General features: G+C 40.1%; 21 protein-coding genes. 16 read left to right on the top strand and 5 right to left on the bottom strand.

Features of this window, described 5'->3' with window-relative positions; genetic code table 11:
- Positions 1 to 17: 17 nt before the first annotated feature.
- A complete protein-coding gene (locus ACTQ50_RS00105; protein ID WP_441482412.1) occupies positions 18 to 1346 on the top strand; it encodes a replication-associated recombination protein A in 1329 nt (442 codons plus the stop codon).
- A gap of 80 nt (positions 1347 to 1426) precedes the next feature.
- On the opposite strand, the gene ACTQ50_RS00100 is transcribed toward ACTQ50_RS00105, so the two are convergent.
- The 3 genes from ACTQ50_RS00100 to ACTQ50_RS00090 are packed head-to-tail and all read right to left on the bottom strand — an operon-like array spanning position 1427 to position 3596.
- A complete protein-coding gene (locus ACTQ50_RS00100; protein ID WP_441482411.1) occupies positions 1427 to 1939 on the bottom strand; it encodes a DUF4364 family protein in 513 nt (170 codons plus the stop codon).
- Positions 1940 to 1974: 35 nt separating this feature from the next.
- Complete coding sequence (locus tag ACTQ50_RS00095) at positions 1975 to 2904, bottom strand: TIGR01212 family radical SAM protein (RefSeq protein WP_441482410.1); 930 nt, start codon at positions 2902 to 2904, stop codon at positions 1975 to 1977.
- Positions 2901 to 3596 (bottom strand): YesL family protein, encoded by a 696-nt coding sequence (locus tag ACTQ50_RS00090; protein ID WP_441482409.1) that lies wholly within the window; start codon positions 3594 to 3596, stop codon positions 2901 to 2903. The genes ACTQ50_RS00095 and ACTQ50_RS00090 overlap by 4 nt, the downstream gene beginning before the upstream one ends.
- Positions 3597 to 3856: 260 nt before the next feature.
- Here ACTQ50_RS00090 and ACTQ50_RS00085 point away from each other — a divergent pair, with 260 nt between their 5' ends.
- Positions 3857 to 4183: a YerC/YecD family TrpR-related protein gene (locus ACTQ50_RS00085; protein ID WP_021926156.1), complete on the top strand. Its 327-nt coding sequence runs from the start codon at positions 3857 to 3859 to the stop codon at positions 4181 to 4183.
- 226 nt (positions 4184 to 4409) lie between these two features.
- On the opposite strand, the gene ACTQ50_RS00080 is transcribed toward ACTQ50_RS00085, so the two are convergent.
- Positions 4410 to 5030 (bottom strand): DUF1836 domain-containing protein, encoded by a 621-nt coding sequence (locus tag ACTQ50_RS00080; protein ID WP_441482408.1) that lies wholly within the window; start codon positions 5028 to 5030, stop codon positions 4410 to 4412.
- Positions 5031 to 5276: 246 nt separating this feature from the next.
- On the opposite strand from ACTQ50_RS00080, the gene pcrA reads away from it, so the two are divergent.
- The 9 genes from pcrA (at position 5277) to ACTQ50_RS00035 (ending at position 16887) form a co-directional block, all read left to right on the top strand.
- Positions 5277 to 7508: a DNA helicase PcrA gene (gene pcrA / locus ACTQ50_RS00075; RefSeq protein ID WP_441482407.1), complete on the top strand. Its 2232-nt coding sequence runs from the start codon at positions 5277 to 5279 to the stop codon at positions 7506 to 7508.
- Positions 7509 to 7735: 227 nt separating this feature from the next.
- Positions 7736 to 7966: a hypothetical protein gene (locus ACTQ50_RS00070; RefSeq protein ID WP_173716615.1), complete on the top strand. Its 231-nt coding sequence runs from the start codon at positions 7736 to 7738 to the stop codon at positions 7964 to 7966.
- Between the two features lie 313 nt (positions 7967 to 8279).
- A complete protein-coding gene (gene rlmD / locus ACTQ50_RS00065; protein WP_441482671.1) occupies positions 8280 to 9647 on the top strand; it encodes a 23S rRNA (uracil(1939)-C(5))-methyltransferase RlmD in 1368 nt (455 codons plus the stop codon).
- Between the two features lie 315 nt (positions 9648 to 9962).
- Positions 9963 to 10175 carry a helix-turn-helix domain-containing protein gene (locus ACTQ50_RS00060; protein WP_441482406.1) on the top strand — a complete coding sequence of 71 codons (213 nt, stop codon included), beginning with the start codon at positions 9963 to 9965 and terminating at the stop codon, positions 10173 to 10175.
- Between the two features lie 5 nt (positions 10176 to 10180).
- A complete protein-coding gene (locus ACTQ50_RS00055; protein ID WP_441482405.1) occupies positions 10181 to 12934 on the top strand; it encodes a type I restriction endonuclease subunit R in 2754 nt (917 codons plus the stop codon).
- 10 nt (positions 12935 to 12944) lie between these two features.
- Positions 12945 to 14075: a restriction endonuclease subunit S gene (locus ACTQ50_RS00050; protein WP_441482404.1), complete on the top strand. Its 1131-nt coding sequence runs from the start codon at positions 12945 to 12947 to the stop codon at positions 14073 to 14075.
- Entirely contained in the window at positions 14075 to 15562 is a 1488-nt protein-coding gene (locus ACTQ50_RS00045; RefSeq protein ID WP_441482403.1) for an N-6 DNA methylase, read from the top strand. The genes ACTQ50_RS00050 and ACTQ50_RS00045 overlap by 1 nt, the downstream gene beginning before the upstream one ends.
- A 19-nt stretch (positions 15563 to 15581) precedes the next feature.
- Positions 15582 to 16289, top strand: coding sequence for a DUF3800 domain-containing protein (locus ACTQ50_RS00040; RefSeq protein ID WP_441482402.1), 708 nt, complete (start codon positions 15582 to 15584; stop codon positions 16287 to 16289).
- A 4-nt stretch (positions 16290 to 16293) separates the two neighbouring features.
- Positions 16294 to 16887, top strand: coding sequence for a hypothetical protein (locus ACTQ50_RS00035; protein ID WP_441482401.1), 594 nt, complete (start codon positions 16294 to 16296; stop codon positions 16885 to 16887).
- 235 nt (positions 16888 to 17122) lie between these two features.
- Here the strand turns inward: ACTQ50_RS00035 and ACTQ50_RS00030 are convergent, their stop codons facing one another.
- Positions 17123 to 18022 (bottom strand): DUF6076 domain-containing protein, encoded by a 900-nt coding sequence (locus ACTQ50_RS00030; RefSeq protein ID WP_441482400.1) that lies wholly within the window; start codon positions 18020 to 18022, stop codon positions 17123 to 17125.
- 151 nt (positions 18023 to 18173) lie between these two features.
- On the opposite strand from ACTQ50_RS00030, the gene ACTQ50_RS00025 reads away from it, so the two are divergent.
- The 5 genes from ACTQ50_RS00025 to ACTQ50_RS00005 all read left to right on the top strand — a co-directional run bounded on the left by ACTQ50_RS00025 (position 18174) and on the right by ACTQ50_RS00005 (position 22487).
- Positions 18174 to 18371, top strand: a complete 198-nt coding sequence (locus ACTQ50_RS00025) for a hypothetical protein (RefSeq protein ID WP_441482399.1) — start codon at positions 18174 to 18176, stop codon at positions 18369 to 18371.
- Between the two features lie 90 nt (positions 18372 to 18461).
- Positions 18462 to 18632: a hypothetical protein gene (locus tag ACTQ50_RS00020; protein WP_441482398.1), complete on the top strand. Its 171-nt coding sequence runs from the start codon at positions 18462 to 18464 to the stop codon at positions 18630 to 18632.
- A 2-nt stretch (positions 18633 to 18634) separates the two neighbouring features.
- Positions 18635 to 21112, top strand: coding sequence for an AAA family ATPase (locus ACTQ50_RS00015; RefSeq protein ID WP_441482397.1), 2478 nt, complete (start codon positions 18635 to 18637; stop codon positions 21110 to 21112).
- Positions 21109 to 22182, top strand: a complete 1074-nt coding sequence (gene mcrC / locus ACTQ50_RS00010) for a 5-methylcytosine-specific restriction endonuclease system specificity protein McrC (protein ID WP_441482396.1) — start codon at positions 21109 to 21111, stop codon at positions 22180 to 22182. Before ACTQ50_RS00015 ends, mcrC begins: the two co-directional genes overlap by 4 nt.
- The gene (locus tag ACTQ50_RS00005) at positions 22179 to 22487 is read left to right on the top strand and encodes a DUF6508 domain-containing protein (RefSeq protein ID WP_441482395.1); all 309 of its coding nucleotides are present in this window, start codon (positions 22179 to 22181) and stop codon (positions 22485 to 22487) included. The genes mcrC and ACTQ50_RS00005 overlap by 4 nt, the downstream gene beginning before the upstream one ends.
- Positions 22488 to 23461: the final 974 nt, after the last annotated feature.

Below are 23461 nucleotides of genomic sequence, written 5' to 3'. Positions count from 1 at the left end.
GAAATGGAGAACACTACATGGATTTATTTGAATATGCGAAATCCAAAACAATGGAGAACGAATCCCCCCTTGCTTCCCGTCTTCGTCCCACCAGGCTGGAGGAAGTGGTAGGACAGCAGCACATTGTGGGGAAGGATAAATTACTTTACAGAGCCATTAAGGCTGATAAACTGACCTCTGTTATTTTCTATGGCCCTCCAGGAACAGGCAAGACCACTTTGGCCAAGGTGATTGCCAATACCACAAGCGCAGATTTTACCCAGATCAATGCCACAGTAGCTGGCAAGAAGGATATGGAAGCAGTGGTAAAGCAGGCCCAGGACGCCCTTGGCATGTATGGGAAAAAGACCATCCTGTTTATCGATGAGATCCACCGTTTTAACAAAGGACAGCAGGATTATCTGCTGCCTTTCGTGGAGGATGGAACCATCATTCTGATCGGGGCAACCACAGAGAATCCTTATTTTGAGGTAAATGGCGCGCTTTTATCCCGATCCATAGTATTTGAGCTGAAAGCATTGGAGATTCCGGAGATTAAGGAGCTGCTTCTGCGTGCTGTGAATGATAAGGAAAAGGGAATGGGAAGCTATGATGCGGTTCTGGATGAGGATGCCCTGAATTTCCTGGCTGACATGGCTGGCGGGGATGCCAGAAGCGCCTTAAATGCCATAGAACTGGGCATTCTTACCACACCCAGAGATTCTGACGGCAAGATCCATATTACCCTGGATGTGGCTTCTGAGTGCATTCAGAAGCGCGTGGTGCGTTATGATAAGGATGGAGATAACCATTACGATATTATTTCTGCGTTTATCAAGAGTATGCGTGGTTCTGATCCGGATGCTGCAGTTTATTACCTGGCGAAGATGTTATATGCAGGGGAAGATGTGAAATTTATTGCAAGACGAATGATGATCCTTGCTTCGGAGGACATTGGAAATGCAGATCCACAGGCGCTGGTAGTTGCCACAGCAGCAGCCCAGGCGGTAGAGCGTGTGGGAATGCCGGAATCCCAGATCATTCTTTCCCAGGCGGCCGCTTATATGGCGTGTGCGCCTAAGAGCAATGCGGCGGTGAATGCCATCTTTGCAGCAATGGACAGCGTGAAGCGCACCAAGACCACAGTGCCGGTTCATCTTCAGGATGCCCACTATGGAGGACATGAGAAGCTGGGACATGGAATCGGCTACAAGTATGCCCACAGCTATCCCAACCATTACGTGAAGCAGCAGTACCTTCCAGATGAAATTCAGGGAGAGACATTCTATGAGCTTTCAGATATGGGATATGAGAAGAAGCTGAAAGAGCATATGGAATTTATCCGAAGCCATGCGGAAGAAAAATAAATCAAATCATAGAAGAATTGCGAAAAGGGACAGGAAACAGGCAAATTGTAGATTACTTAACAATTAAAAATGGAGGAGCTTTATAAAAGCCCCTCCATTATTTTGTCATAAATTTCTTCGTATTTCTTTGGCCACTGTTTGCACATAGCCTTAGCGGCAGAAAGAGATGGCGCTGCAAGAGAAAGATCGATCACAGATGCGCCTTTCTGCAAAAGCTGAAGGTGCACTACATATTCTCCCTGATTATTGATGTAATAATCGGCGGGAGCTTTCACCTGATTCCTGGTGGATGCACCCCGGGCAGCCAGGTACTGAAGCACTTCGGTGCGGATGTCCTGGGAAATGTCATTCTCGAAATAGGTGAGGGTGTTCTTTCCATCTTCAGTAAGATAATAGTAGGAAGTATTGGAAATGGTACGCTTCTCGATCAGTTCCGTCTCCTCAAGCTCGGAAAGAGCCTGCTGTAAATGGAAATAATTGGTGTACTCACGATCCAGAATAAATTCCGAAATCTCCGAATTGGTGATAGGGGACGAAGAATTCCGAAGCATATATAAGATGATCAGTTTGTAAACGGTAAATGGTGTAGCCATTTTCCAGCCTCCCTTCTGGTGAAATTGTGTGAAAATTACTCAAGCAAAGCTTTCCCCTGAAAACTCTGGCGTTCTTTCAAACGATGGTGGAGCAGGTTCAGAACCTCTCTTTTCCGGCTTGCCCACAAAGGTGCGATCAGCAGATCCTTCGGACCATCGCCGGTGACTCTGTGGATCACAATGGCAGGATCCAGGTGTTCTAGGCAGTCTGCCACAAGATCAATGTATTCTTCCCGCTCAAGCACTCTGAATTTCCCGGCCAGATAATCGTATGCAAGATCAGTGCCTTTTAGAATGTGAAGCAGCTGAAGCTTGATCCCCTGAATATCCCGGGCACTTAAATAATCCATGGTTGCCAGTACCGCTTCCCTGGATTCGCCAGGAAGACCAAGAATTGTGTGAACAACCACTTCCAGACCTGCTGCACGAAGCCTCTTAAGGGAATTCTCGAAGCAGGATAATGGATACCCTCTTCGAATGTAAGCGGCAGTAGATTCGTGAATGGTCTGCAGTCCCAGCTCTACCCAGACCGGTTTGATCTTATTTAGACGGGAGAGGAGTTCTACCACGTCATCTCCCAGACAGTCCGGCCTTGTGCCGATGGAGAGGGCCACGATCCCCGGATGGGAAAGGGCTTCCTGAAAAATTTTCTCCAGGTAAGGTACTGGGGCGTAAGTATTGGTGTATGCCTGAAAATAGGCAATGTATTTATGAATGGGACGCTTGGCAGAGAGCATGGCAATCTGGCTGTCAATCTGCTGGGTAATGGAAAGCGCTGCGCTTGCGGCAAAATCACCGCTGCCTCCTTCGCTGCAGAAAATACAGCCGCCGTGTCCAATGGTGCCGTCCCGGTTTGGGCAGCTCATGCCGCCATTTAAGGTGACTTTGTAAACTTTTTCCCCGAAACGCTCCTTCAACATGTAGTCAAGAGAGTGATAGGGTTTTCCATTCCAACTGGTGATCATAAATTCTTGTTGTCAGGATCAAGACTGTGGTCTACCACGCTGTCCAGATTAGGCTCGGAAGTTTCTTCCGGAATGTATTTGTCAAAAATTTTCACAAAGAAATGGGAATTGATGTATGCAACTCCGGAAAATCCAATGAGCACAAGTAAAAGGAGAACCATGGACTGTACCTGGGCGCTTGGAATAAAGAACACAAGCACCGGGGCAGCAGTGACAAGGATCATCAGTGCTGTGTATGGAAGATGACGGATGGACATCAAAAATGCGTTGGTAAAGGTATTCTTGATAGTATTGTAAAATTTGGCAAGTACCGGGTAAATGTACAGGAAGATCATCAGGTAAACAACCAGGATCATCATAAATAATACCATAAGGACTTTACCGATAGCGCCAGGTGTGTTGCGGCAGATGCTGATGTCAAAATACAGCAGAAGAGCAGCCACAAGCATGATCAGATTGATCACAATACCCTGTTTCAGGTTCTGTTTGAAGGATTTAAAAAATCCGCGGACGATGTAAGACTCTTCATTGCGTACCATTTTTAAAGTGACGTAGAACATGGCAGCAATGGAAGGTCCAATGGTTACCACCGGAATGCAGCAGACAATGCACAGCAGATTCAGAATGATCAGATCTGCAACCCTGCTCATAAAGGTGAAAAATTTGTTATCCATGTTGAAAAAACGATCCATTCAAAATTTCCTCTTTTCTATTTGGTGTATAGCGTTGATAAGCTTACCAAATAGTATAACGAATCTGTGAAAAAAAATCAATTTGAAAATAGAAAACTACGGAAAAACTATAAATTCTTCACAAAAAAGAAAATGCCTGCGGACCTTTTGCAGGAAAAATATTTCCAGAAAGTCCTTGCTTATCATACGTTAGCGTGTTAAAATAGTAATCACTGAAAACAGAATAGAAAACATTAAATATAGAAAAAAGGAGTAGCGAAATGAGTAAAAATATCAGAACTGAGGCAGTTGACCATCTTTTTGAGGCCATACTTTGTCTGAAGGATAAGGAAGAGTGCTATACTTTCTTTGAGGATGTGTGTACCATTAACGAGCTTCTTTCTTTATCACAGAGATTTGAGGTTGCCAAGATGTTGATGGATAAGAGAACTTATCTTGACATTTCTGAGAAGACTGGTGCTTCCACAGCGACAATCAGCCGTGTAAACCGTTCTCTGAATTATGGTAATGACGGTTATGATATGGTATTTAAGAGAATGGAAGAGAAGAAAGAGCAGAATCGTCCACTGGATCAGAAGGATGAATGAGAATCAGGGAATCTGAACTGAAAATAGAATGAAATGTACGAATGAAGACCCGTGGAATCGTGATGTGAGATGATTCTGCGGGTTTTGTGGTGCATAACAGGAATTGTGCTGGCAGATAGTTCTTATACTATTTTTGCAATTGACATGCTCCAATCTGTTCATGCGTATTTTCTAAAACTGTATGAAAAAACCTCCGGCAAAAATTTTAAATAACCGGAGGTTTGTACTACTTGTCTTTATTTTTCTTATGCTTCTCTTCTGCGGGGGAGATATCGTCGATCATTTTCTCAATGATCATCTTCTTAATATAGACGTCAAAGCTCATGAGACAGATAAAGCTAAACCGCTTGAGAAACTCCTGGTCTTCCTCGTCTGCGTCCTGGAAGGTGGCGCTGGAGAAGCGGTAGTCCTTCAGAAGATTCTTGATCAGCTGGTCGATCTTGCGGTTCTCCATTCCAAAAACTTCATTATATACATAGGTCATGTCCTTGCCAGGCTCGCCCTTGAAATATTTCTCCGTGATGGGGCCGAGTAGCTTCTGGATATCTGTGATGGACAGAATATTTTTAAAATAGTAGATGAAGATCAGCATAAGAAGATGATCCTTGGAATAGCGCTTCTTCTCAGGGGAAGGAAGAAGATTATTCTTGGCATAATTATTGATCATGGTCTTGGTCAGGATCTTGTCATCATCGTGGCGCTTGGTGGATGCAAGCTGATCCTCCATAAAGGTAGTGACCTGATCCATGTACAGGTCAATGTTTGGAAGATCTTCTGGTTTTATATAATCCATTCCGGAAATGTGCTCCAGAATGCCTTTTAATACGGATTTATCATCAGCTGTCATTTTTTATCACCTCTGCTCCCTATTATATAGTTTTTAAAACTACTTGTAAACTGTTTTTTTCAGTTTCTGGGAAAAAGGGGGAAAATCGATGGTTGTGATAGGTGGGGATTTCATGTATAATGAAATCTAACTATTTAAGAAGATATAGGTTGCTGTACAGTCCGTTTACGAAAATACCTTGGGAAATGTACTGGCAAACTGTAAAAATATTAATTACTTGAGCGACAACGAAAAAGGAGAACATAAATGAGCATATACGATACCTTGAATCCCCCTCAGCGTGAGGCGGTTGCGCAGACCGAAGGACCAGTGCTGATCTTGGCGGGTGCTGGTTCCGGCAAGACCAGGGTGCTGACACACAGGATTGCTTATCTGATGGATGAGATGGGAGTTAATCCATGGAATATTCTGGCCATCACGTTTACCAATAAGGCTGCCCAGGAGATGAGAGAGCGTGTGGATAAGCTGGTAGGATTTGGCTCAGAGAGCATCTGGGTGTCTACCTTCCATTCTGCCTGTGTGCGGATCCTGCGAAGACATATTGACAATCTGGGTTATGACACGAATTTCACCATTTATGATACAGATGACCAGAAGTCTCTTATGAAGGATGTGTGCAGAAAGCTGAATATTGACACCAAGGTTTACAAGGAGCGTTCCCTTCTTGCCCAGATTTCCCATGCCAAGGATGAGCTGCTCACACCAGACGATATGGAGATGAAGGCTGCAGGAGATTATAATATGAAGAAAGTGGCATCTGTCTACCGGGAATATCAGGCCGCTCTTCGCAAGAACAATGCCCTGGATTTTGACGATCTGATCGTGAAGACTGTGGAACTTTTCCAGAACTGTGGTGCGGTGCTGGAGTATTATCAGGAGCGTTTTAAATATATTATGGTAGATGAGTACCAGGATACCAATACTGCCCAGTTTAAGTTTATCAGCCTTCTGGCACAGAGATATCAGAATCTGTGTGTGGTAGGTGATGATGACCAGTCCATTTACAAGTTCCGCGGGGCAAATATTGGAAATATCCTTGGTTTTGAGCGTGTTTTCCCAGATGCCAGGGTAATCCGTCTGGAGCAGAATTACCGTTCTACCAAGAATATTCTGAATGCGGCGAACCAGGTGATCGCCAATAACACAGAGCGTAAGGCGAAGACCCTGTGGACAGAGAATGAAGAGGGCAGTAAGGTGCATTTCCGCCAGTTTTTCAATGCCTATGAGGAGGCTGAGTATGTGGCTGGGGAGATTAGCAAGCTGAAGAGAGAAGGGCTTGGAAGCTATCGGGATTGTGCTATCCTTTACCGTACCAATGCCCAGTCCCGTATTTTTGAGGAGAAATTTATTGCGGCAAACATTCCTTATAAGCTGGTGGGTGGTGTGAATTTCTATGCCCGTAAGGAGATCAAGGATCTTCTCTGCTATTTGAAGACGATTGACAATGCCAGAGATGACCTGGCTGTGCAGAGGATCATCAATGTTCCAAAGCGTGGAATCGGTGCTACTACACTGGGCCGTGTCCAGGATTATGCGGATAATATGGGAATCAGCCTGTATGAGGCACTTCGTGTGGCAGAGGAGGTTCCTTCTATTGGAAGAAGTCTGTCTAAGATTGATGGGTTTGTTACTTTTATCCAGACTTTAAAGAGCAAGGCTGCTGTACTGACTGTGGAGGAGATTTTGCAGGAAGTAATTGATTCTACGGGGTATGTGGCTGAGTTGGAAGCGGAGGATACAGAAGAGTCAAGAGCACGAATCGAGAATATCGATGAGTTGATTTCCAAGACTGTTGCTTATCAGGAGGCAATGGAGGAGCAGGATCAGCCGGCTACTCTTTCCGGTTTCCTGGAGGAAGTTGCGCTGGTGGCAGATATTGATACGGTAGATCCCGATCAGGATTATGTTCTACTTATGACTTTACATAGCGCTAAGGGACTGGAGTTTCCAAAGGTGTTTATGGTGGGAATGGAGGATGGTATTTTCCCAAGCCATATGACCATCAGCTATGGAGATGACGGAGAACTGGAAGAAGAGCGCAGACTTTGCTATGTGGGAATCACACGTGCCATGAAGGATCTGACACTGACCTGTGCACAGCAGAGGATGATCCGCGGAGAGACACAGTATAATAAGGTCTCCAGGTTTGTAAGAGAGATCCCGCGTGAACTGGTAGACCTGGGGCACACCATTCAGGAGAAAAAGCCGAAAGCAGAGGATCTGATCCCTACGCCGACCAAGTATTCCAAGATGAAAGAAATTCTTCAGGGCAGAAATTACAAGCCAAGGGAATTTAAGGTGACCAAGGCTAATTCCCTGGATTATGAGGTTGGAGATACTGTCCGTCATATTAAGTTTGGTGTGGGAATTGTAAAGGAAATCGTGGAAGGCGGCCGTGATTATGAGGTTACGGTGGAGTTTGATAAAGTTGGTGTGAAGAAGATGTTCGCAAGCTTTGCGAAGCTGAAGAAGATTTAAGTGGAGCGAATTATTTATAAAAAATTCAAAATTACCATATTAGCTATGGTAAAATAGTCGCAAAAGTGGTATAATAAGTAAACCTAATGAGTAGTTGAATGATGTACTCATTCAGGCAAAAGTTGCTGAGCATGAAGTGAGCAGTAACATGAGAGCAGAGCACAGCTGCCAGATATTTTTGCAGTAGGGTGGATCTGCAAGCTGTATGAAAGAGAGGATGGTATCACATGAACATTAAAATGGATAAGCTCGAGGAATTATTATCATTACTTAAGAAAAAAGAAGATGAGAAGCAGAAGAATACAGTCCTCTGGGTACTGGCTATCATTGGTGCTGTAGCTGCTGTTGCAGGAATCGCATTTGCAGTATATCGCTTCTTCGCACCGGATTATCTTGAAGACTTCGAAGAAGACTTTGATGATGATTATGATGATTATTTCGAGGATGAAGAGAAATAATTCAGGTGTTCAGTGAATGGTCCGCAGGCCGACATGCAAGGGCATAGTTTTTATGTGGATAATTTCGAGAATTTTTAATAAGCAAGTGATATGAAATGAAAAGGTATACGGGCATATGGCAGTTATGCTCCCCCGTATACCTTATTTTTGATTTATGCGGTAGGCGAGCCAAAGTCCGGGCTTGCACGAGACCTTGGCGACTGCCGCGATCATGATACACAATTCGCGGAGTATATTTTTTGTAAGAGTTATTTTGAACAAATTGGATGCTAAATGAAGGATTATAGATTATTTCAATCTGTGTGGAGGAATGATGAAAAAAGGTGAGATTTACGAAGGAATTATAGAGAAAGTTGATTTCCCTAACAAGGGATATGTGAATATAGATGGGGAAAAAGTGATTGTAAAAAATGGTATTCCGGGACAGAAGGTGCGCTTTATGATCAATAAGAAGCGCTCCGGCAGGGCAGAAGGCAGACTTCTGGAAGTTCTGGAGAAATCCCCTTTGGAGGTCCGGGAACCTGTATGTAAGATTTTCCCAGCCTGCGGCGGCTGCATGTACCAGACTATGTCCTATGAAGAACAGCTGAAAATGAAGGAAACCCAGGTGAAAGGACTCCTTCAGGACGCGGTAGGGAATGAGGTAGATCTTCACTGGGAAGGAATCCACGGAAGCCCCATTGAATTTGGATACCGCAATAAGATGGAGTTTTCCTTCGGAGATGAATACAAAGACGGTCCCATTTCCCTTGGTCTGCACAAGAAAGGCAGCACCTATGACGTGCTCACTGCGTCCGACTGTAAGCTGGTTCACCCGGACATGACAGCCATTCTTTCCTGTGTGCTGGACTTTTTTACAGAGCTTGGAGCCGTTCATTATAAGAAAATGCAGCATACTGGATATCTGCGCCACTTGCTTCTTCGAAGAGGCGTAACCTCCAGAGAAATTCTGGTGCACGTGATCACCACAAGCCAGGCAGAGTACGACTATGCGCCGCTGGTATCCCGACTTCTTGCCCTTCCGCTGGAAGGCAAAATCGTGGGAATCATGCACATTATCAACGATTCCCTGTCTGATGTGGTACAGAGCGATGAGACCAGACTGCTCTATGGACAGGATTATTTCTATGAGACGCTGCTGGGACTGCGTTTTAAAATCAGTACCTTCTCCTTCTTCCAGCCTAATTCACTGGCAGCAGAAGTATTGTACTCCATTGTCCGCGATTACATCGGCGATACCAAGGACAAAGAAGTATTTGACCTCTACAGCGGCACCGGAACCATCGCTCAGCTTCTGGCTTCTGTAGCCAAAGAAGTGATCGGCGTGGAAATTGTCGAAGAAGCCGTAGAAGCTGCCAAAGTAAACGCCGCCCTGAACGGCCTCACCAACTGCCGCTTCATTGCCGGTGACGTCCTGAAAGTCCTGGACGACCTTACCGAAAAGCCCGACATGATCATCCTGGATCCCCCCCGCGACGGAATCCACCCCAAAGCCCTGCCCAAGATCCTGGCCTACGGCGTAGAAAACATCGTCTACATCTCCTGCAAACCCACCAGCCTGGCGAGAGATTTACCGGCGTTTCTGGCAGCAGGGTATGAGATCAGACGGAGTTGTAGTGTGGATCAGTTTTGTGAGACGGTGCATGTGGAGACCGTAGTATTGATGTCAAGGGTGAAATAGAAAAGTGGCAGAAATGCCGTTGATAAAAGGTTTTAAGGCCAATGGTAGTATTTGGATATGCTGCTTTTGGTCTTTTTGTTTTTGATTGGTGGAAATGTGTCTGTTCGAAGATGTTCCTGTTGGAGAGTAATGTTGAAAAACAACTATAGATAAATAGGTAGGTTGAGAATACAGGATTACTGGCATTTTATATTGAAATATTTATTGCTTTGAAATCGCAGACTGTTGGTCGCAACATATTGCGAAAAAGAGCTTTTAGTGATATGATTATTACAGTGTTGTAATTTAAATGTAATTGCATGAGAGGTTTAAGAAATGGCTGTATCATATAATAAATTATATAAGGTTCTTGAAGAGAAAAACATTACAATGGTTGAACTTAGAAAGGCAGCAGATATAGCACCAAATACGATGACACGTATTCGAAAAAATGAAGAAGTATCATTGGATGTCCTAGGAAGAATATGTGGGGTACTACATTCAGATTTCGGAGATATTATGGAGTATGTGGAAAAGAAGGGAGATTGAGGCGTATGTCACCAGAAGAGAAGGCAAGACTTGTTATTGATAAACAATTGAAAAAATCTGGCTGGATAATTCAAGATATGAAAGGCCTCAATCTTACTGCGGGAAGAGGGGTTGCTGTCAGGGAGTATCCTACAAGTAGTGGTGAGGTGGACTATGCTCTTTTTGTAGATGGAGTACCAGTTGGTATTGCAGAAGCTAAAAGGGAAGAAAAAGGCGAAGATATTACAACCGTTGAGAAACAGTCTGCTCGATATGCTAAAAGTACATTTAAGTGGATGAAAAGTGATGTTAGTATTCGCTTTGCATATGAGTGTACAGGAGAATTGACTAGATTCACTGATTATAAGGATATTAATTATCGTTCAAGAGAAATCTTTTCATTCCATAGACCAGAATCGCTTGCGTATATGTTGAAGCAGAATGACACTATCAGAAACAATATGAAACATTTTCCGGCACTTGATGAAGAAGGATTTAGAAAATGTCAGATAAATGCTTTGAAAAAACTTGATGAATCATTTTCAGAGAGTAGACCAAGGGCTTTAGTTCAGATGGCAACTGGTGCGGGCAAAACTGTTACTGCAATTACAGCTGCATATCGTTTATTAAAATATGCCAAGATAAACAGAATACTATTTCTTGTCGATACCAAAAGTCTTGGGGAACAGGCAGAGAGAGAATTTCTTGCTTACATTCCTAATGACGATCATAGACCATTTTCGAATATTTATGGGGTGTATCGTTTGAAATCATCACATATGCCAGCAAATACGCAGGTATATATTAGTACAATTCAGAGAATGTATTCTATTTTGAAAGAAGAGGAATTGGATGAATCAGCTGAAGAAACATCACCAAATGAATTTGTGACAGCCGATAGTAAAACACCAAAGGAAGTTGCTTATAACGAAAAGTATCCGCCGGAGTTTTTTGATTGTATTATCGTAGATGAATGTCATAGGTCAATTTACAATGTTTGGAGTCAGGTGCTTGAATACTTTGATTCATTTATTATTGGACTTACAGCAACACCAGATAAAAGAACATTTGCATTCTTTCAGCAGAATGTTGTCAGTGAATATACTAGAGAACAGGCAATTGTTGATGGCGTTAATGTAGGTGAAGATGTATTTGTCATTGAAACAGAAGTTGGCAGAAATGGTGCTCAGTTGATGAAGCAGTTGATTGAGTACAGAAATAGATTGTCTCGTGCAAAACGATGGAAACAGCTTGATGAAGATATAGAATATACTGCAAAGGATTTAGATAGAGATATTGTTAATCCTAGTCAGATTCGAGCTGTCATTAAATGTTTTCGAGAAAGTCTTGGAACTACTTTATTTCCATATAGAAAGGAAGTACCAAAGACACTTATTTTTGCGAAAACTGATAGTCATGCAGATGACATTATTCAGATTGTTCGTGAAGAATTTGGTATGGGAAATGAGTTCTGTCAAAAGATTACATACGGAGCAGATGATCCAGAGGCTGCACTTAGTTCGTTCAGAAATGATTACAATCCAAGAATAGCTGTTACCGTTGATATGATTGCAACAGGAACAGATGTAAAACCTATAGAGTGTCTTGTATTTATGAGAGATGTTCGTAGTAAGAATTATTTTGAGCAGATGAAGGGCAGAGGAACTAGAACTTTATCTAAAGATGAATTACAGAAGGTTACTCCTTCTGCTACAGAGAATAAAGACCATTTTGTTATTGTAGATGCAGTTGGCGTTACAAAATCAAAAAAGACGGAAACAAGAACTCTTGAACGTAAGCCAACAGTATCCATGAAAGAGTTAATGATGAATGTAGCCTTGGGAGTAAGAGATGAAGATACACTTACTTCGTTGGCAAATAGAATTATTCGTCTTAACAGCCAAATGACTTCGACAGAGAAGAAGGAATTTGAAAAAGAGATAGGAATTCCTGTTGGTAAGATATCAGAGAATCTTCTGAATGCATTTGATGAAGATGTTATTGCCGAAAAGGCGGGCTATGTACTTACGGATGATGGAGTTGAACCATCTGAAGAGGATAAAAAGAAATTATTAGAGGCACAGAAAGAATTAATTAGTATTGCTATTGAGCCATTTAATAAGCCAGAGGTTCGCAATTATATTGAAAATGTAAGACGTTCACATGAGCAAATCATTGACAATGTGAATGTTGATTCTGTTGTCTTTGCTGGGTTTGATAAAGACCAAGAGGCAAATGCAGATAGAACAATAAAAACATTCCAAGAGTTCATTGAAGAGAATAAAGATGAGATTCTTGCATTACGCATTATTTATGATCAGAAATATAAGAATAGACCAATGGCTATAGAAAAAATGAAAGTGCTATATGAGAAACTGAAAGCCAAAGGTATTACAGTTGAAAGATTGTGGGATTGTTATGCTATTAAGAAACCGGGACAGGTTAAAAGAGGCACAAGGGCACAGATTACAGACCTTATATCTATAATCAGATTTGAAATGGGATATGAGGACAAATTAAGCCCGTTTGCTGATAGGGTGAATTATAACTTCATGAAATGGACCTTAAAGAAGAATGCTGGTGATGTTCATTTTACAGAGGAACAGATGGAATGGTTAAGAATGATAAAGGAGCATATTGCTACTTCGCTTAGTGTTTTTCCTGATGATTTAGATTTGAGTCCGTTTGATAGAAAAGGTGGACTTGGAAAATTTTATGATGTTTTTGGTGATGAATATGAAACAATACTCGATGAAATGAATGAGGAACTTGTGGCTTAAGGAGACATAAATGGAATTAAAAGAATATACCCTTGATGAGTTGCTTCCATATGAGCAGCCAACAAAATATATTGTTGAATCAACTAAATATGATGATTCGTATGAAACGCCGGTATTAACTGCAGGAAAAAGTTTTATTCTTGGTTACACAGATGAAAAAGATGGAATATTTGAAAAAGACAGATTACCTGTACTTATTTTTGATGATTTTACAACAGCAAGTCAGTTTGTGAATTTTCCATTTAAAGTAAAGTCTTCGGCAATGAAGATACTGAATGTAAATACGGAATTAGTTTTACCTAAATATATTTATTATAGAATGCAAATTATTCAAATCGATCATGACACTCATAAGCGATACTGGATACAGCATTATTCAAAAATAAAGATTAGCATTCCTTCGATTGATGAACAGGCAAAAATTGTAGAAAAGATTGAAGAAATTTTTTCTCAAATTGATGCGGGAATAAAAAACTTAAAAAAAACTAAAGAGCAGGTAGAAATATATCGTCAATCAGTTCTTGTAAGCGCATTTAAAGAAGTAAGTGACAAAACGGAAACAATTGAAAATTTGTGTGAAAGCATTGTTGATTGTCCACATTCTACACCTAAATGGAGCGAAGAAGGAAGGCTATGTTTAAGAACTTCAAATTTTAAAAGAGGCTATTTGGATTTGTCTGAAAAAAGCTATGTAACATCAGAAGTATATGATGAAAGAACTGCTAGGTTGATGCCAAAGACTGGTGATGTATTGTATAGCAGAGAAGGATCAATTTTGGGGATAGCATGTATCATTCCCAAAGGTATAGAACCTTGTTTGGGACAAAGAATGATGCTATTTAGAACTGGGAAAAAAATAAATAATTTATTCTTGATGCATTATTTGAATTCTCCAATAGTAACCAATCATGTAATTGTATCTAAAGGTGGTACAGGCTCGCCACATATTAATGTTGGTGATATTAAAAAGTTTCGCATTCCACTGATTAGTTATGATAATCAACTAAATATAGTAAAATTTATAGATGAAAAATTATCTGTTTGTGATCAGATTGACAAAACTATAGATAATGCATTGATCCAGGCTGAAGCGCTTCGACAAAGTGTATTAAAGAAAGCATTCGAAGGGAGATTAGTATAATGTCAGAACAATCAAGTGCAATCATTTCAAAAGTATGGGGTATGTGCAATCCACTTAGAGATGATGGTGTAGGATATGGCGATTATTTGGAACAGCTGACTTATCTTATTTTTCTAAAGATGTCAGATGAGTATTCAAAACCACCTTATAAAAAAGAAACAGGTATTCCAACTGGGTATGCTTGGTCGGATATGAATACATTAAAAGGTGCTGAACTCGAAGAACAATATAAAAGGACATTGGAGAAACTCGGGGAACAGCAAGGTATTCTTGGTAAGATATTTAAGGGTGCCACTAATAAGATTAATAATGCAGCAATTTTATATAGAGTTGTACAGATGATAGATGCTGAGAAATGGGTATCTATGTCATCTGATGTTAAAGGTGAAATATACGAAGGATTGTTGCAGAAGAATGCCGAAGATATCAAGTCTGGAGCTGGCCAATACTTTACACCAAGACCAGTTATTCGAGCAATGGTTAGGTGTGTCCGTCCTGAACCGATGAAGACAATCGCAGACCCATGTTGTGGTAGTGGTGGGTTTTTCTTAGCATGTCAGAGTTTTCTCGCTGATTCTGATAACTATAAATTAGATAGAGAACAAAAGGAATTTTTAAAGAATGAAACATTTTATGGAAATGAATTAGTGCCGAATACTTTTAAGATGGCACTTATGAATTTGTATCTTCACAATATTGGTGATATTTATGGTAATGTTCCGGTATCATTAGGAGATGCACTGCTTACTGACCCTGGTTATAGGGTAGACTATGTCCTTACGAATCCACCCTTCGGTAAGAAGTCATCAATTACATTTACTAATGAAGATGGTGAGCAGGAAGATGAAGATTTAGTATATAACCGTCAAGATTTCTGGACAACCAGTTCCAACAAACAGCTTAATTTTGTGCAGCACATTAATACAATATTAAAGGCAACAGGTAAGGCAGCAGTTGTTGTGCCGGATAATGTTTTATTTGAAGGTGGTGCAGGTGAAGTAATCAGAAAGAAGTTACTGGAAACTACCGATTTGCATACGATTCTCCGTTTGCCTACGGGCATTTTCTATAAGCCGGGTGTTAAGGCGAATGTAATTTTCTTTGATAAGAAACCTGCAAGTGCTGAAAGACAAACGAAAGAAGTGTGGATTTATGATTTTAGAACAAATATTCATTTTACATTGAAACAGAATCCGATGACAGATAAAGATCTTGATGATTTTGTAGCATGTTATAATCCAGAAAACAGGCATGATAGAAAAGAAACATGGTCGGAAGAAAATCCGGACGGAAGATTCAGAAAGTTTACTGTTGAAGAAATCCTTGAAAGAGACAAAACTAGTCTTGATTTGTTCTGGATAAAGGATAAGTCCTTAGCTGATTTAGATAATCTTCCTGACCCTGATGTTCTTGTTGATGATATTATCGAAAATCTTCAGAGTGCTTTGGAATCGTTTCAAGATTTAAAGGCACAGTTGAAGGGATGATTAATGGAAAGGAGCAATAATGAAACGATATAATGTTTATTGTGACGAGAGTTGTCATCTTGAAAAGGACTCTTCGCCTGTTATGATTCTAGGTGCGATGTATTGTCCTGAAGAAAGCAAAAAACAGATATATGAAGAGATACGTTCAATAAAAACAAAACACAATATTAGTACTTTTTTTGAGATTAAATGGACAAAAGTATCTGAGTCAAAAATAGATTTTTACCTTGAACTTTTGCATTATTTTTGGGATAATCAGGATTTGTTATACAGAGGGTTAGTTGCAAGTGGTAAGCAATCTTTAGATCATGATAAGTACAATGGCGGAGATTACGATTTATGGTATTACAAAATGTACTATTGTATGCTTGATCCAGTTATATCTCCTAACAAGAAATATCATATTATGGTTGATATAAAAGATACAAGAGGTGGAAAGCGTGTTGCAAAGCTGAGAGAAGTTCTTTGTAACAATATTTATGATTTCAAGAAAGAGGTAATTGATCAGATAGGTCAGATTAATTCAAAAGAATCAGAGATTCTACAATTGGCAGATTTGATTAATGGAGCACTTGCTTTTTATCATAGAGGCTTAGTTGAGAATCCTGATTCAAATCAAGGAAAAATAAGATTTGTGAAAGAATTGCAAAAGCATGTTGATTTAGACAATAACACTAAGTATGGTGAGCGAAAATTTAATCTTTTTATTTGGGAGCCAAAGGAGTAGAGATATGGGAAAACTAAAGACGATTGATATTGCTGGTCTCGAAGATATCTCTGCTATTATGGATAAGTGCCATATTGTATTTAAAAATACAATGGCCAATAAAGAGAATAGGGCGAAACTTGGTGGGAGAGAAGTCGCAGTTCCACTTAATTGGATTGAGTGTAAAGCAGAATTGTTTTGGCATGCTGCCAGCATAGAAGAAAAAGCCAAATTAGATATACAACCATGTACAAATGATATTACATCTTCATTATGCGCGAATAATTGCATTAGTCCGTATGATTCTGTTATTATGAATAATGGAACTGAAAGAGAAAAGTGTATTTATCGTGCTGTGCGTGTTGGTTGGATAAGAGAAATAATTGACTTGTATAACAATGGTGATGAGAGAGTAAAATACTGGGAAAAAATAAATTCTAACAAGAAAAATCGTATTTATCTTCGATATCAGGAAGAAGAAATTGATTATATTGTTATATTTGAGGATAAAAGTGATAAACGAGTAATCTTAATAACAGGATATCCTGTGTTCTTTATAAGTGCAAAGCGGGACTATGAAAGTGATTATCAGAATTATCTAAAGAATTTAGAGAAATAATAAAAAAAGCCGGTAATCACTATGCGAAAACCGGATTCTCCTTCTAAACATGTTAGATGAGTTAATATTATAATACATTCAACCATGGAAAAAAGCAAGGACTTTTTTCTGCAGTTAGCTAAACTGATGGTTCAATTATAATATATGCACATGCAAAGATAAATATACTTATGGTTGTAATAGATTACAATTATTGGCATTGCAGATTATCGGGGAGGTCTGCAATGCCGTTCTTTTATTGTTCTTCAAGCCAAGCCATAAATTGTTCGGTAGTTATGGCACCGGAGTTAAGGAGGTTCTGTTTTTCTTTCACATTATTAAGAAAACATTGGTAGTATCTATCAAGATCTAAATTATCTTGATTTCTGAAAGTTCTCATATATAACTTATTTTTCTTTAGCTTAACAGCCTTTTTTAATTCATCTGCTTTTACATTATCCTTATGTGCTCGCTGAGGACCATCCTTCTTACAGGTGGTTCTTTTGTTGAAAGGACTTATGCGGTCACAGTATTTTGTATCAGAACGTGCAGATATAAAATATTTTCCACAGTTTTGGCATTTTAGAATATTGCAGTCGTGTGTAATCAAAAAGTGCAAAGAAGCAATGCAGGCATCTTCTACGGTTTCACATTCATAGGTAGTAAGTGGAACATCATATATTTTGTCTTTGGCAGCCACATAGCCACGCATCATTTTTTCCAATGGAGACATATCTTTATTATCTTCAACGAAATCCTCTACACAGGCATCTTCCTGTCCTTCTTTTATAACAGGGGTGTAGAGCATAGCAGGTAAGTGCAGGTTTTGTGATTCCAAGAAGAACATAAAGCATGATTCTTCAAAGAAATTCTTATTCTCGATTCCTAAATCAATATATTCTCTCAACTGAACAAGAAAATGTGAATCTGAAGTAATACCTTCACATGTATCTCCGGCAGCCTGAATAAAAGGATGATTGCTGGTGGCAATGTCTCCTTCTATAGAAATGAAGTCCGTAAACATTTCGCCAAGTTCTGCTGTTATATTAAGGCTACCGCCATACACTTTCTTTAAAAACTCTTCTCTATATTGTGGTCTTTCACCAAAGACTAGCTCTCCATCTTTCCCGGTTCTAAAGGACATTGTAAAACTCATAAAATGAACCCCTTTCGTTGTTGTAATACAAGTGTTACCAACTTGGTATTGACTACGAACCCCCGTTGAAAAAGGTTGCGTAATCAATTATTATAATATCGTAATCATTGTATTACAGCAAGCAAAAATCTGTCAAGGAGGTAAATTGAATATGTGTAACGAAGATTTAAGAAACGAAATCCGAATTGCAAATGTGAAGCAGTGGGAAGTAGCCGATGCGATTGGTATTTCCGAAATGACAATGGTCAAATGGCTTCGCAAGGAATTAAGCCCTGACAAAAAAGCAATGGTTCGAGAAGGCATTGCAGCGGTTAAGGCGAAACACGAGTTGAATAAGCAATTAGGTTAAACCTGGTCGTTCCCCTTAATTGGATGTCGACCTTAAACACGAAGACCAAGGGGAAAGTCCACCAAAATATAATAAGGAGGAGAAGTGATTATGAAGAATAGAGACAGACAGCGTGTAAATCGCAGAATGAAACAGGAATATTTAGCAATGCGTAATAGCGTTGGCATTCTTGACCCAACACCATATCAGGCAGTAAAGAACATGGTTGATGCTGAAAAGAAAAAGGCTAAATCTTCTAATAAGAAGAATGAGGTGGCGTAAACATGGACAACAAAAAACTATACGAATATGTATTTCGGGGTGGAGGTAAGCTTGTTATTACTTCCTTACCCGATAACATACACAGGCAATTTACATCGGATGAATTGGATGCAGCATACGATTATGTTATGGAGCAGGGCAAGGCAACAAATGTTTACCTTAATCCAAATCCTAGAAGAGATAACTTACCACCAGGGGTAAGAGGCTCTGACGATGATATTATTTCCGTGACAGCGTTTGTAGCGGATATCGATGTATTGGGACCTGCTCACAAGGAGCAGAACCTTCCACCCACGAAACAGGATGCAATGGATGTTTTCAATGACCTACCTGCTAAACCTTCCTTTATCGTAGATTCGGGATATGGGTTATATGCTTATTACATATTTGAAAATCCAATCGATACAATGGATGATGGGCGAAGAAAATATGTAGCGGCAATCTATAAGGGATTTGGTAAGCATTTAAAAAAGGTATTTGCAGAGAAAGGTTGGAAAATTGACCCGGTATTTAATCTGTCGCATATGTTCAGAGCACCGGGAAGCCTTAATCATAAATTGGATAGTGGAAAACCAGAGTGTCGTGTCATTGCTGATAACGGCATTTTTTATTCCCTTGAAGATTTTGAGGAGTTCTATGAAGAACTCGAGCCGGAACATACACCTTTTGAAGTGGATGAGCGTGTGGTAGGAAGTGCGTTCAGGATTCTTGACGGGTGCAAATTTACTCGCAAGTTGGTGGAAGAACCGAATGCGGTGACGGAACCCGAATGGAAGTATGCTCTTTCCAATATTGCTCTTGCAAAGGATGGTGCCCAAAAGGCTCATGAGTGGAGTTCTTTGTATGACGGATATTCCTATGATGAAACACAGGCAAAGGTGGAGCAATGTCAAAAAGCAAAGAAACCCTGTACCTGTGCTTACATTCAATGTCAGACGGGATTTAACTGTCCTGAGGGTGGATGTGGGGTAAAGGCACCGGTTGTTTTTTCCCTATTATCAAAGGAAGAGCAGATAGCAAGTTATACGGTTATTACGGAGTCTCGTGATACAAGCGCCTATTCTGGAAATAAAAAGTGGTGGACGCCAAACGAGAACTCGACTTGCATTGTTGTTCCCAAAAGTGAAACACAGCTCTTTGAAGACTATATCTTAAAGCCTTATTTTGACATTACAAAAGAAGAACTTCTGAAGAATGATGCATCAGGTTTGCGCTACTGGTTTTTAAATGCAAATCCTAAAATATGGAGTATGTCCAGTATGCCAATTGGTGAGGTTCAGGACTATACCCTTTATAACGATAATGGAAATAAACGTAGGATTTTTCAGAACTTCTTAGATGCTAAGGCCGGCGATATGGTAATTGGTTATGAATCAACACCAGTAAAGCAGATCGTTGCAATTCTGCGCGTTAGTGCGGAGCAAGATGGGCAAAAAATCTATTTTGAGAAAGTAGAAGGCCTTTCCTCTCCTATTGATTTTTCGACGTTGAAAGAATGCTCAGAGCTTGAGAAGATGGAATATTTCTCTATGACACAGGGTAGCTTGTTTAAGCTTACACGTGGAGAATATGATTTTATCATCGACATGATCCGAGAGGAAAATCCGGCTCCCTCAGGGAAAGGCAATACCGAATATACGAAAACAGATTTTTTAAGAGAAGTCTATATGACAGAAGCCAAATACGATAGGCTTGCAGCGGTTCTGAAAAAGAAAAAGAACATTATTCTGCAAGGAGCACCAGGAGTTGGAAAGACATTTGCAGCTAAAAGATTAGCCTACTCTGTGATGGGTGAAAAAGATGATGACCGTATCGAATTTGTTCAGTTCCATCAGAATTATTCTTATGAAGATTTCATGATGGGCTATAAGCCTGTGGAAAATGGATTCGAACTAAAATATGGTATTTTCTATCGTTTTTGCCAAAAGGCTGCAAACCATCCAGATAAAGACTATTTCTTCATCATAGATGAAATCAACCGTGGAAACATGAGTAAGATTTTCGGAGAACTGCTGATGCTGATAGAGGCAGATTATCGAGATAAAAAAGCAACGCTTGCATATAATGGCCTGAGCTTTTCGGTTCCTAAGAGATTACATATTATCGGAATGATGAATACCGCAGACCGAAGTCTGGCAATGATTGATTATGCATTAAGACGTAGATTCAGCTTTTTCGATATGGAACCAGGCTTTGATTCGGAGGGATTTATCAATTATCAGAATAGCTTTGCAAATGAAACATTCAACACTCTCATTGAGCGTATTAAGGAACTCAACAAGGAAATAGCTCAGGATAAGTCTCTGGGTAAAGGCTTCTGCATAGGGCATAGCTATTTCTGTAATGCGGATGACTGCACAGAAGAATGGATGAAGGACGTTGTTGATTTTGATATTTTACCGATGCTCAGTGAATACTGGTTTGATGAAAGTTCAAAGTTACAGCGGTGGGAGAACATCTTGCACGGTGTATTTCAATGACAAAAGATAAGAGCATATTCATCAAAAATATATATTATATGCTGTCCTATGCTTTTCAAACGTTGAACCAGGAAAACTACGATGATGTAGCAGTTGAATCGTTTGACGAGATGTATGATTTATTGGCTGCGATTCTTGCAAGGGGGATTGGAATTCAGCTGAAACAAGGCCTCTACCGGGAGTATATAAACCGTCAGGAGGAACTCCCGGTAATGCGCGGAAAGATTAACATGCCAGGAACAATTAAGAATCGACTGGTACGTAAGCAGTTACTGACATGTGATTATGATGAGTTGTCTGAGAATAATCTTTTCAATCAAATAATTAAGACGACGGTTATGCTGTTACTGCGAAATGCAAAGGTTAAGGCGGAGTACAAGGATGATTTGAAAAAGAAGATGTTATTCTTTTCTGACGTTGATACGCTTGAGCCAACCTCCATACGATGGTCATCCATCAGATTTCAGCGAAATAATCAGACTTACAGGATGCTTATAAGTATTTGTCAGCTGATAATTGAGGGTATGCTTATCACAACAGATGCTGGAGAGTATAGGCTTGCATCATTTGTGGATGAGCAACGTATGTGTAGGCTGTATGAGAAATTTATTCTTGAGTATTACAGTAAGCATTTTCCTGAACTGTCGGTCAGCGCTTCGCAGATACCTTGGTTTGTGGACGATGGAATCAGAACGATGCTGCCGGTAATGCAGAGTGATATTCATCTGCAAAAAGGTAATACCGTACTGATTATTGATGCGAAATATTATAGTCACACAACTCAAACGCAGTATGACAAACACACGCTCCATTCAAATAATATGTACCAGATATTCACGTATGTGAAGAATCGCGATTATGAATTTGGAGATGAAGATCACAAGGTTTCCGGGATGTTGCTGTATGCAAAAACGGATGAGGAAATTCAACCAGACAACGTGTATAAAATGCATGGTAACCAGATTACCGTCAGAACATTAGATTTGAATAAGCCTTTTGCGGATATTGCTAGGCAATTGAATACCATTGCGGAAACGCACTTTGATTTACCGGAGAGGAGCAAGGGATGACAAACGAAGAAAAGATAATAAAGTTTAGGCAGTTGCTCTCAAATATAAATGTTACCAATAGCTATGAGGTGCTTGAAGAGACTGGTGACCTAAAAACAAACTACTGGGATTACATGACCACAGAGCCTGTAAATTGTAACGAAGAGTTAAAACGCCTGGAATGCGCTGACTATGATTTGTGTTCAGCTTTGTTGACGATGATATTGCGAGAAGATCATTTTTGTAATGGCGCTTTTGATCAGAGAGTGGAATCCGGGCAGGTTGAACGTATTGTTCAGCGAATGATGAAATTGATTGAAAAATAAGGAAAGGTTTATTTATAGCATTTTTCTGCAACAGGATTCAGTTATTCGAAAAAATCGAATAACTCATAATTACAAGAGTGGTCAGTTATCCGATAAGTTTGAATGAACTATCCGGAATTTCCGGACAGTTCAAACTGAATAGTGGCTAGGAGATATGTGATACCGATAAAATGATGACCAGATACCAGGTCGAGACGGTGAAATCCGGCAACTCAACTCCCTGCGAGTGTATGGCAAATTCGTGCTCGGAGCGGATGAATTGTGTAGAAGTTGAGCGGCTTTCACTGTCTCAACTGTCGAGACAGTGGCAGGGAGCAGCAGTGTAAAATTGCCTTGCATTATATAGGTAGAAAAGGCCTTATACCGATTTGTTCCCGTAGACTTCGATGGTCAAGACCTGGATATGGATGTCGATTTTGCCACAGATTGCATCTGTTTTGAAGCTGTGAATGCGCGATATCAGAGGTGTGGACTTGTTCCCGTTTTGACAGGATATGTTTCCGCGAACAGGCACAAATCCTGACATCAATCAGAAGGTATCGTGCCATGTGGAGACGGTATGTTGTCTACATCGGGTGAATTCGTAGAAGTCCTTTGTTTTAGGCACTTTGCGAGATATATGAGTTTCGCACCTACAGGTAAACAGGGACGAAAAAAGCAGATTATGGACGGAATCGAGGTATCGGTAGTTCTGCATCTGGTATGAGTGGACACATGAAAAAGAAAATTTCATTTTTATTTGAATATCGTTAAAACAGTCAAAAGGACGCTTGTTTTTCAGAATTTCTGAGAGGTAAGAGTCCTTTTCTTTTATTCAGTAACCGCCAAATAATAATGCGGTCAGATATAAAATTACCCCAGCTCTTTGCGAGTTGGAGTAATTCACTATAATTCACATGCGATTTTTGATAGATTGGAGTTTTTCACTCCAGGGTGCAAGTTCTGCGAGCTGATCATCGGTCATCTCTTTCGTT

It is taken from the genome of Blautia sp. Sow4_E7 (genome assembly GCF_052116245.1).
Lineage (GTDB): Bacteria > Bacillota > Clostridia > Lachnospirales > Lachnospiraceae > Blautia_A.
This window is presented reverse-complemented; position numbering and strand designations above follow the sequence as displayed.

Excerpts from the sequence above, each read along its gene's own strand:
- ACTQ50_RS00105 (WP_441482412.1), top strand. The coding sequence starts at position 18 with ATGGATTTATTTGAATATGCGAAATCCAAAACAATGGAGAACGAATCC.
- ACTQ50_RS00055 (WP_441482405.1), top strand. The coding sequence starts at position 10,181 with ATGTCACCAGAAGAGAAGGCAAGACTTGTTATTGATAAACAATTGAAA.
- mcrC (WP_441482396.1), top strand. The coding sequence starts at position 21,109 with ATGACAAAAGATAAGAGCATATTCATCAAAAATATATATTATATGCTG.
- ACTQ50_RS00085 (WP_021926156.1), top strand. The coding sequence starts at position 3,857 with ATGAGTAAAAATATCAGAACTGAGGCAGTTGACCATCTTTTTGAGGCC.
- ACTQ50_RS00050 (WP_441482404.1), top strand. The coding sequence starts at position 12,945 with ATGGAATTAAAAGAATATACCCTTGATGAGTTGCTTCCATATGAGCAG.
- ACTQ50_RS00020 (WP_441482398.1), top strand. The coding sequence starts at position 18,462 with ATGAAGAATAGAGACAGACAGCGTGTAAATCGCAGAATGAAACAGGAA.
- ACTQ50_RS00100 (WP_441482411.1), bottom strand. The coding sequence starts at position 1,939 with ATGGCTACACCATTTACCGTTTACAAACTGATCATCTTATATATGCTT.
- ACTQ50_RS00095 (WP_441482410.1), bottom strand. The coding sequence starts at position 2,904 with ATGATCACCAGTTGGAATGGAAAACCCTATCACTCTCTTGACTACATG.
- ACTQ50_RS00070 (WP_173716615.1), top strand. The coding sequence starts at position 7,736 with ATGAACATTAAAATGGATAAGCTCGAGGAATTATTATCATTACTTAAG.
- ACTQ50_RS00030 (WP_441482400.1), bottom strand. The coding sequence starts at position 18,022 with ATGAGTTTTACAATGTCCTTTAGAACCGGGAAAGATGGAGAGCTAGTC.
- ACTQ50_RS00080 (WP_441482408.1), bottom strand. The coding sequence starts at position 5,030 with ATGACAGCTGATGATAAATCCGTATTAAAAGGCATTCTGGAGCACATT.
- ACTQ50_RS00090 (WP_441482409.1), bottom strand. The coding sequence starts at position 3,596 with ATGGATCGTTTTTTCAACATGGATAACAAATTTTTCACCTTTATGAGC.
- ACTQ50_RS00060 (WP_441482406.1), top strand. The coding sequence starts at position 9,963 with ATGGCTGTATCATATAATAAATTATATAAGGTTCTTGAAGAGAAAAAC.
- ACTQ50_RS00025 (WP_441482399.1), top strand. The coding sequence starts at position 18,174 with ATGTGTAACGAAGATTTAAGAAACGAAATCCGAATTGCAAATGTGAAG.
- ACTQ50_RS00015 (WP_441482397.1), top strand. The coding sequence starts at position 18,635 with ATGGACAACAAAAAACTATACGAATATGTATTTCGGGGTGGAGGTAAG.
- rlmD (WP_441482671.1), top strand. The coding sequence starts at position 8,280 with ATGAAAAAAGGTGAGATTTACGAAGGAATTATAGAGAAAGTTGATTTC.
- ACTQ50_RS00045 (WP_441482403.1), top strand. The coding sequence starts at position 14,075 with ATGTCAGAACAATCAAGTGCAATCATTTCAAAAGTATGGGGTATGTGC.
- ACTQ50_RS00035 (WP_441482401.1), top strand. The coding sequence starts at position 16,294 with ATGGGAAAACTAAAGACGATTGATATTGCTGGTCTCGAAGATATCTCT.
- pcrA (WP_441482407.1), top strand. The coding sequence starts at position 5,277 with ATGAGCATATACGATACCTTGAATCCCCCTCAGCGTGAGGCGGTTGCG.
- ACTQ50_RS00040 (WP_441482402.1), top strand. The coding sequence starts at position 15,582 with ATGAAACGATATAATGTTTATTGTGACGAGAGTTGTCATCTTGAAAAG.
- ACTQ50_RS00005 (WP_441482395.1), top strand. The coding sequence starts at position 22,179 with ATGACAAACGAAGAAAAGATAATAAAGTTTAGGCAGTTGCTCTCAAAT.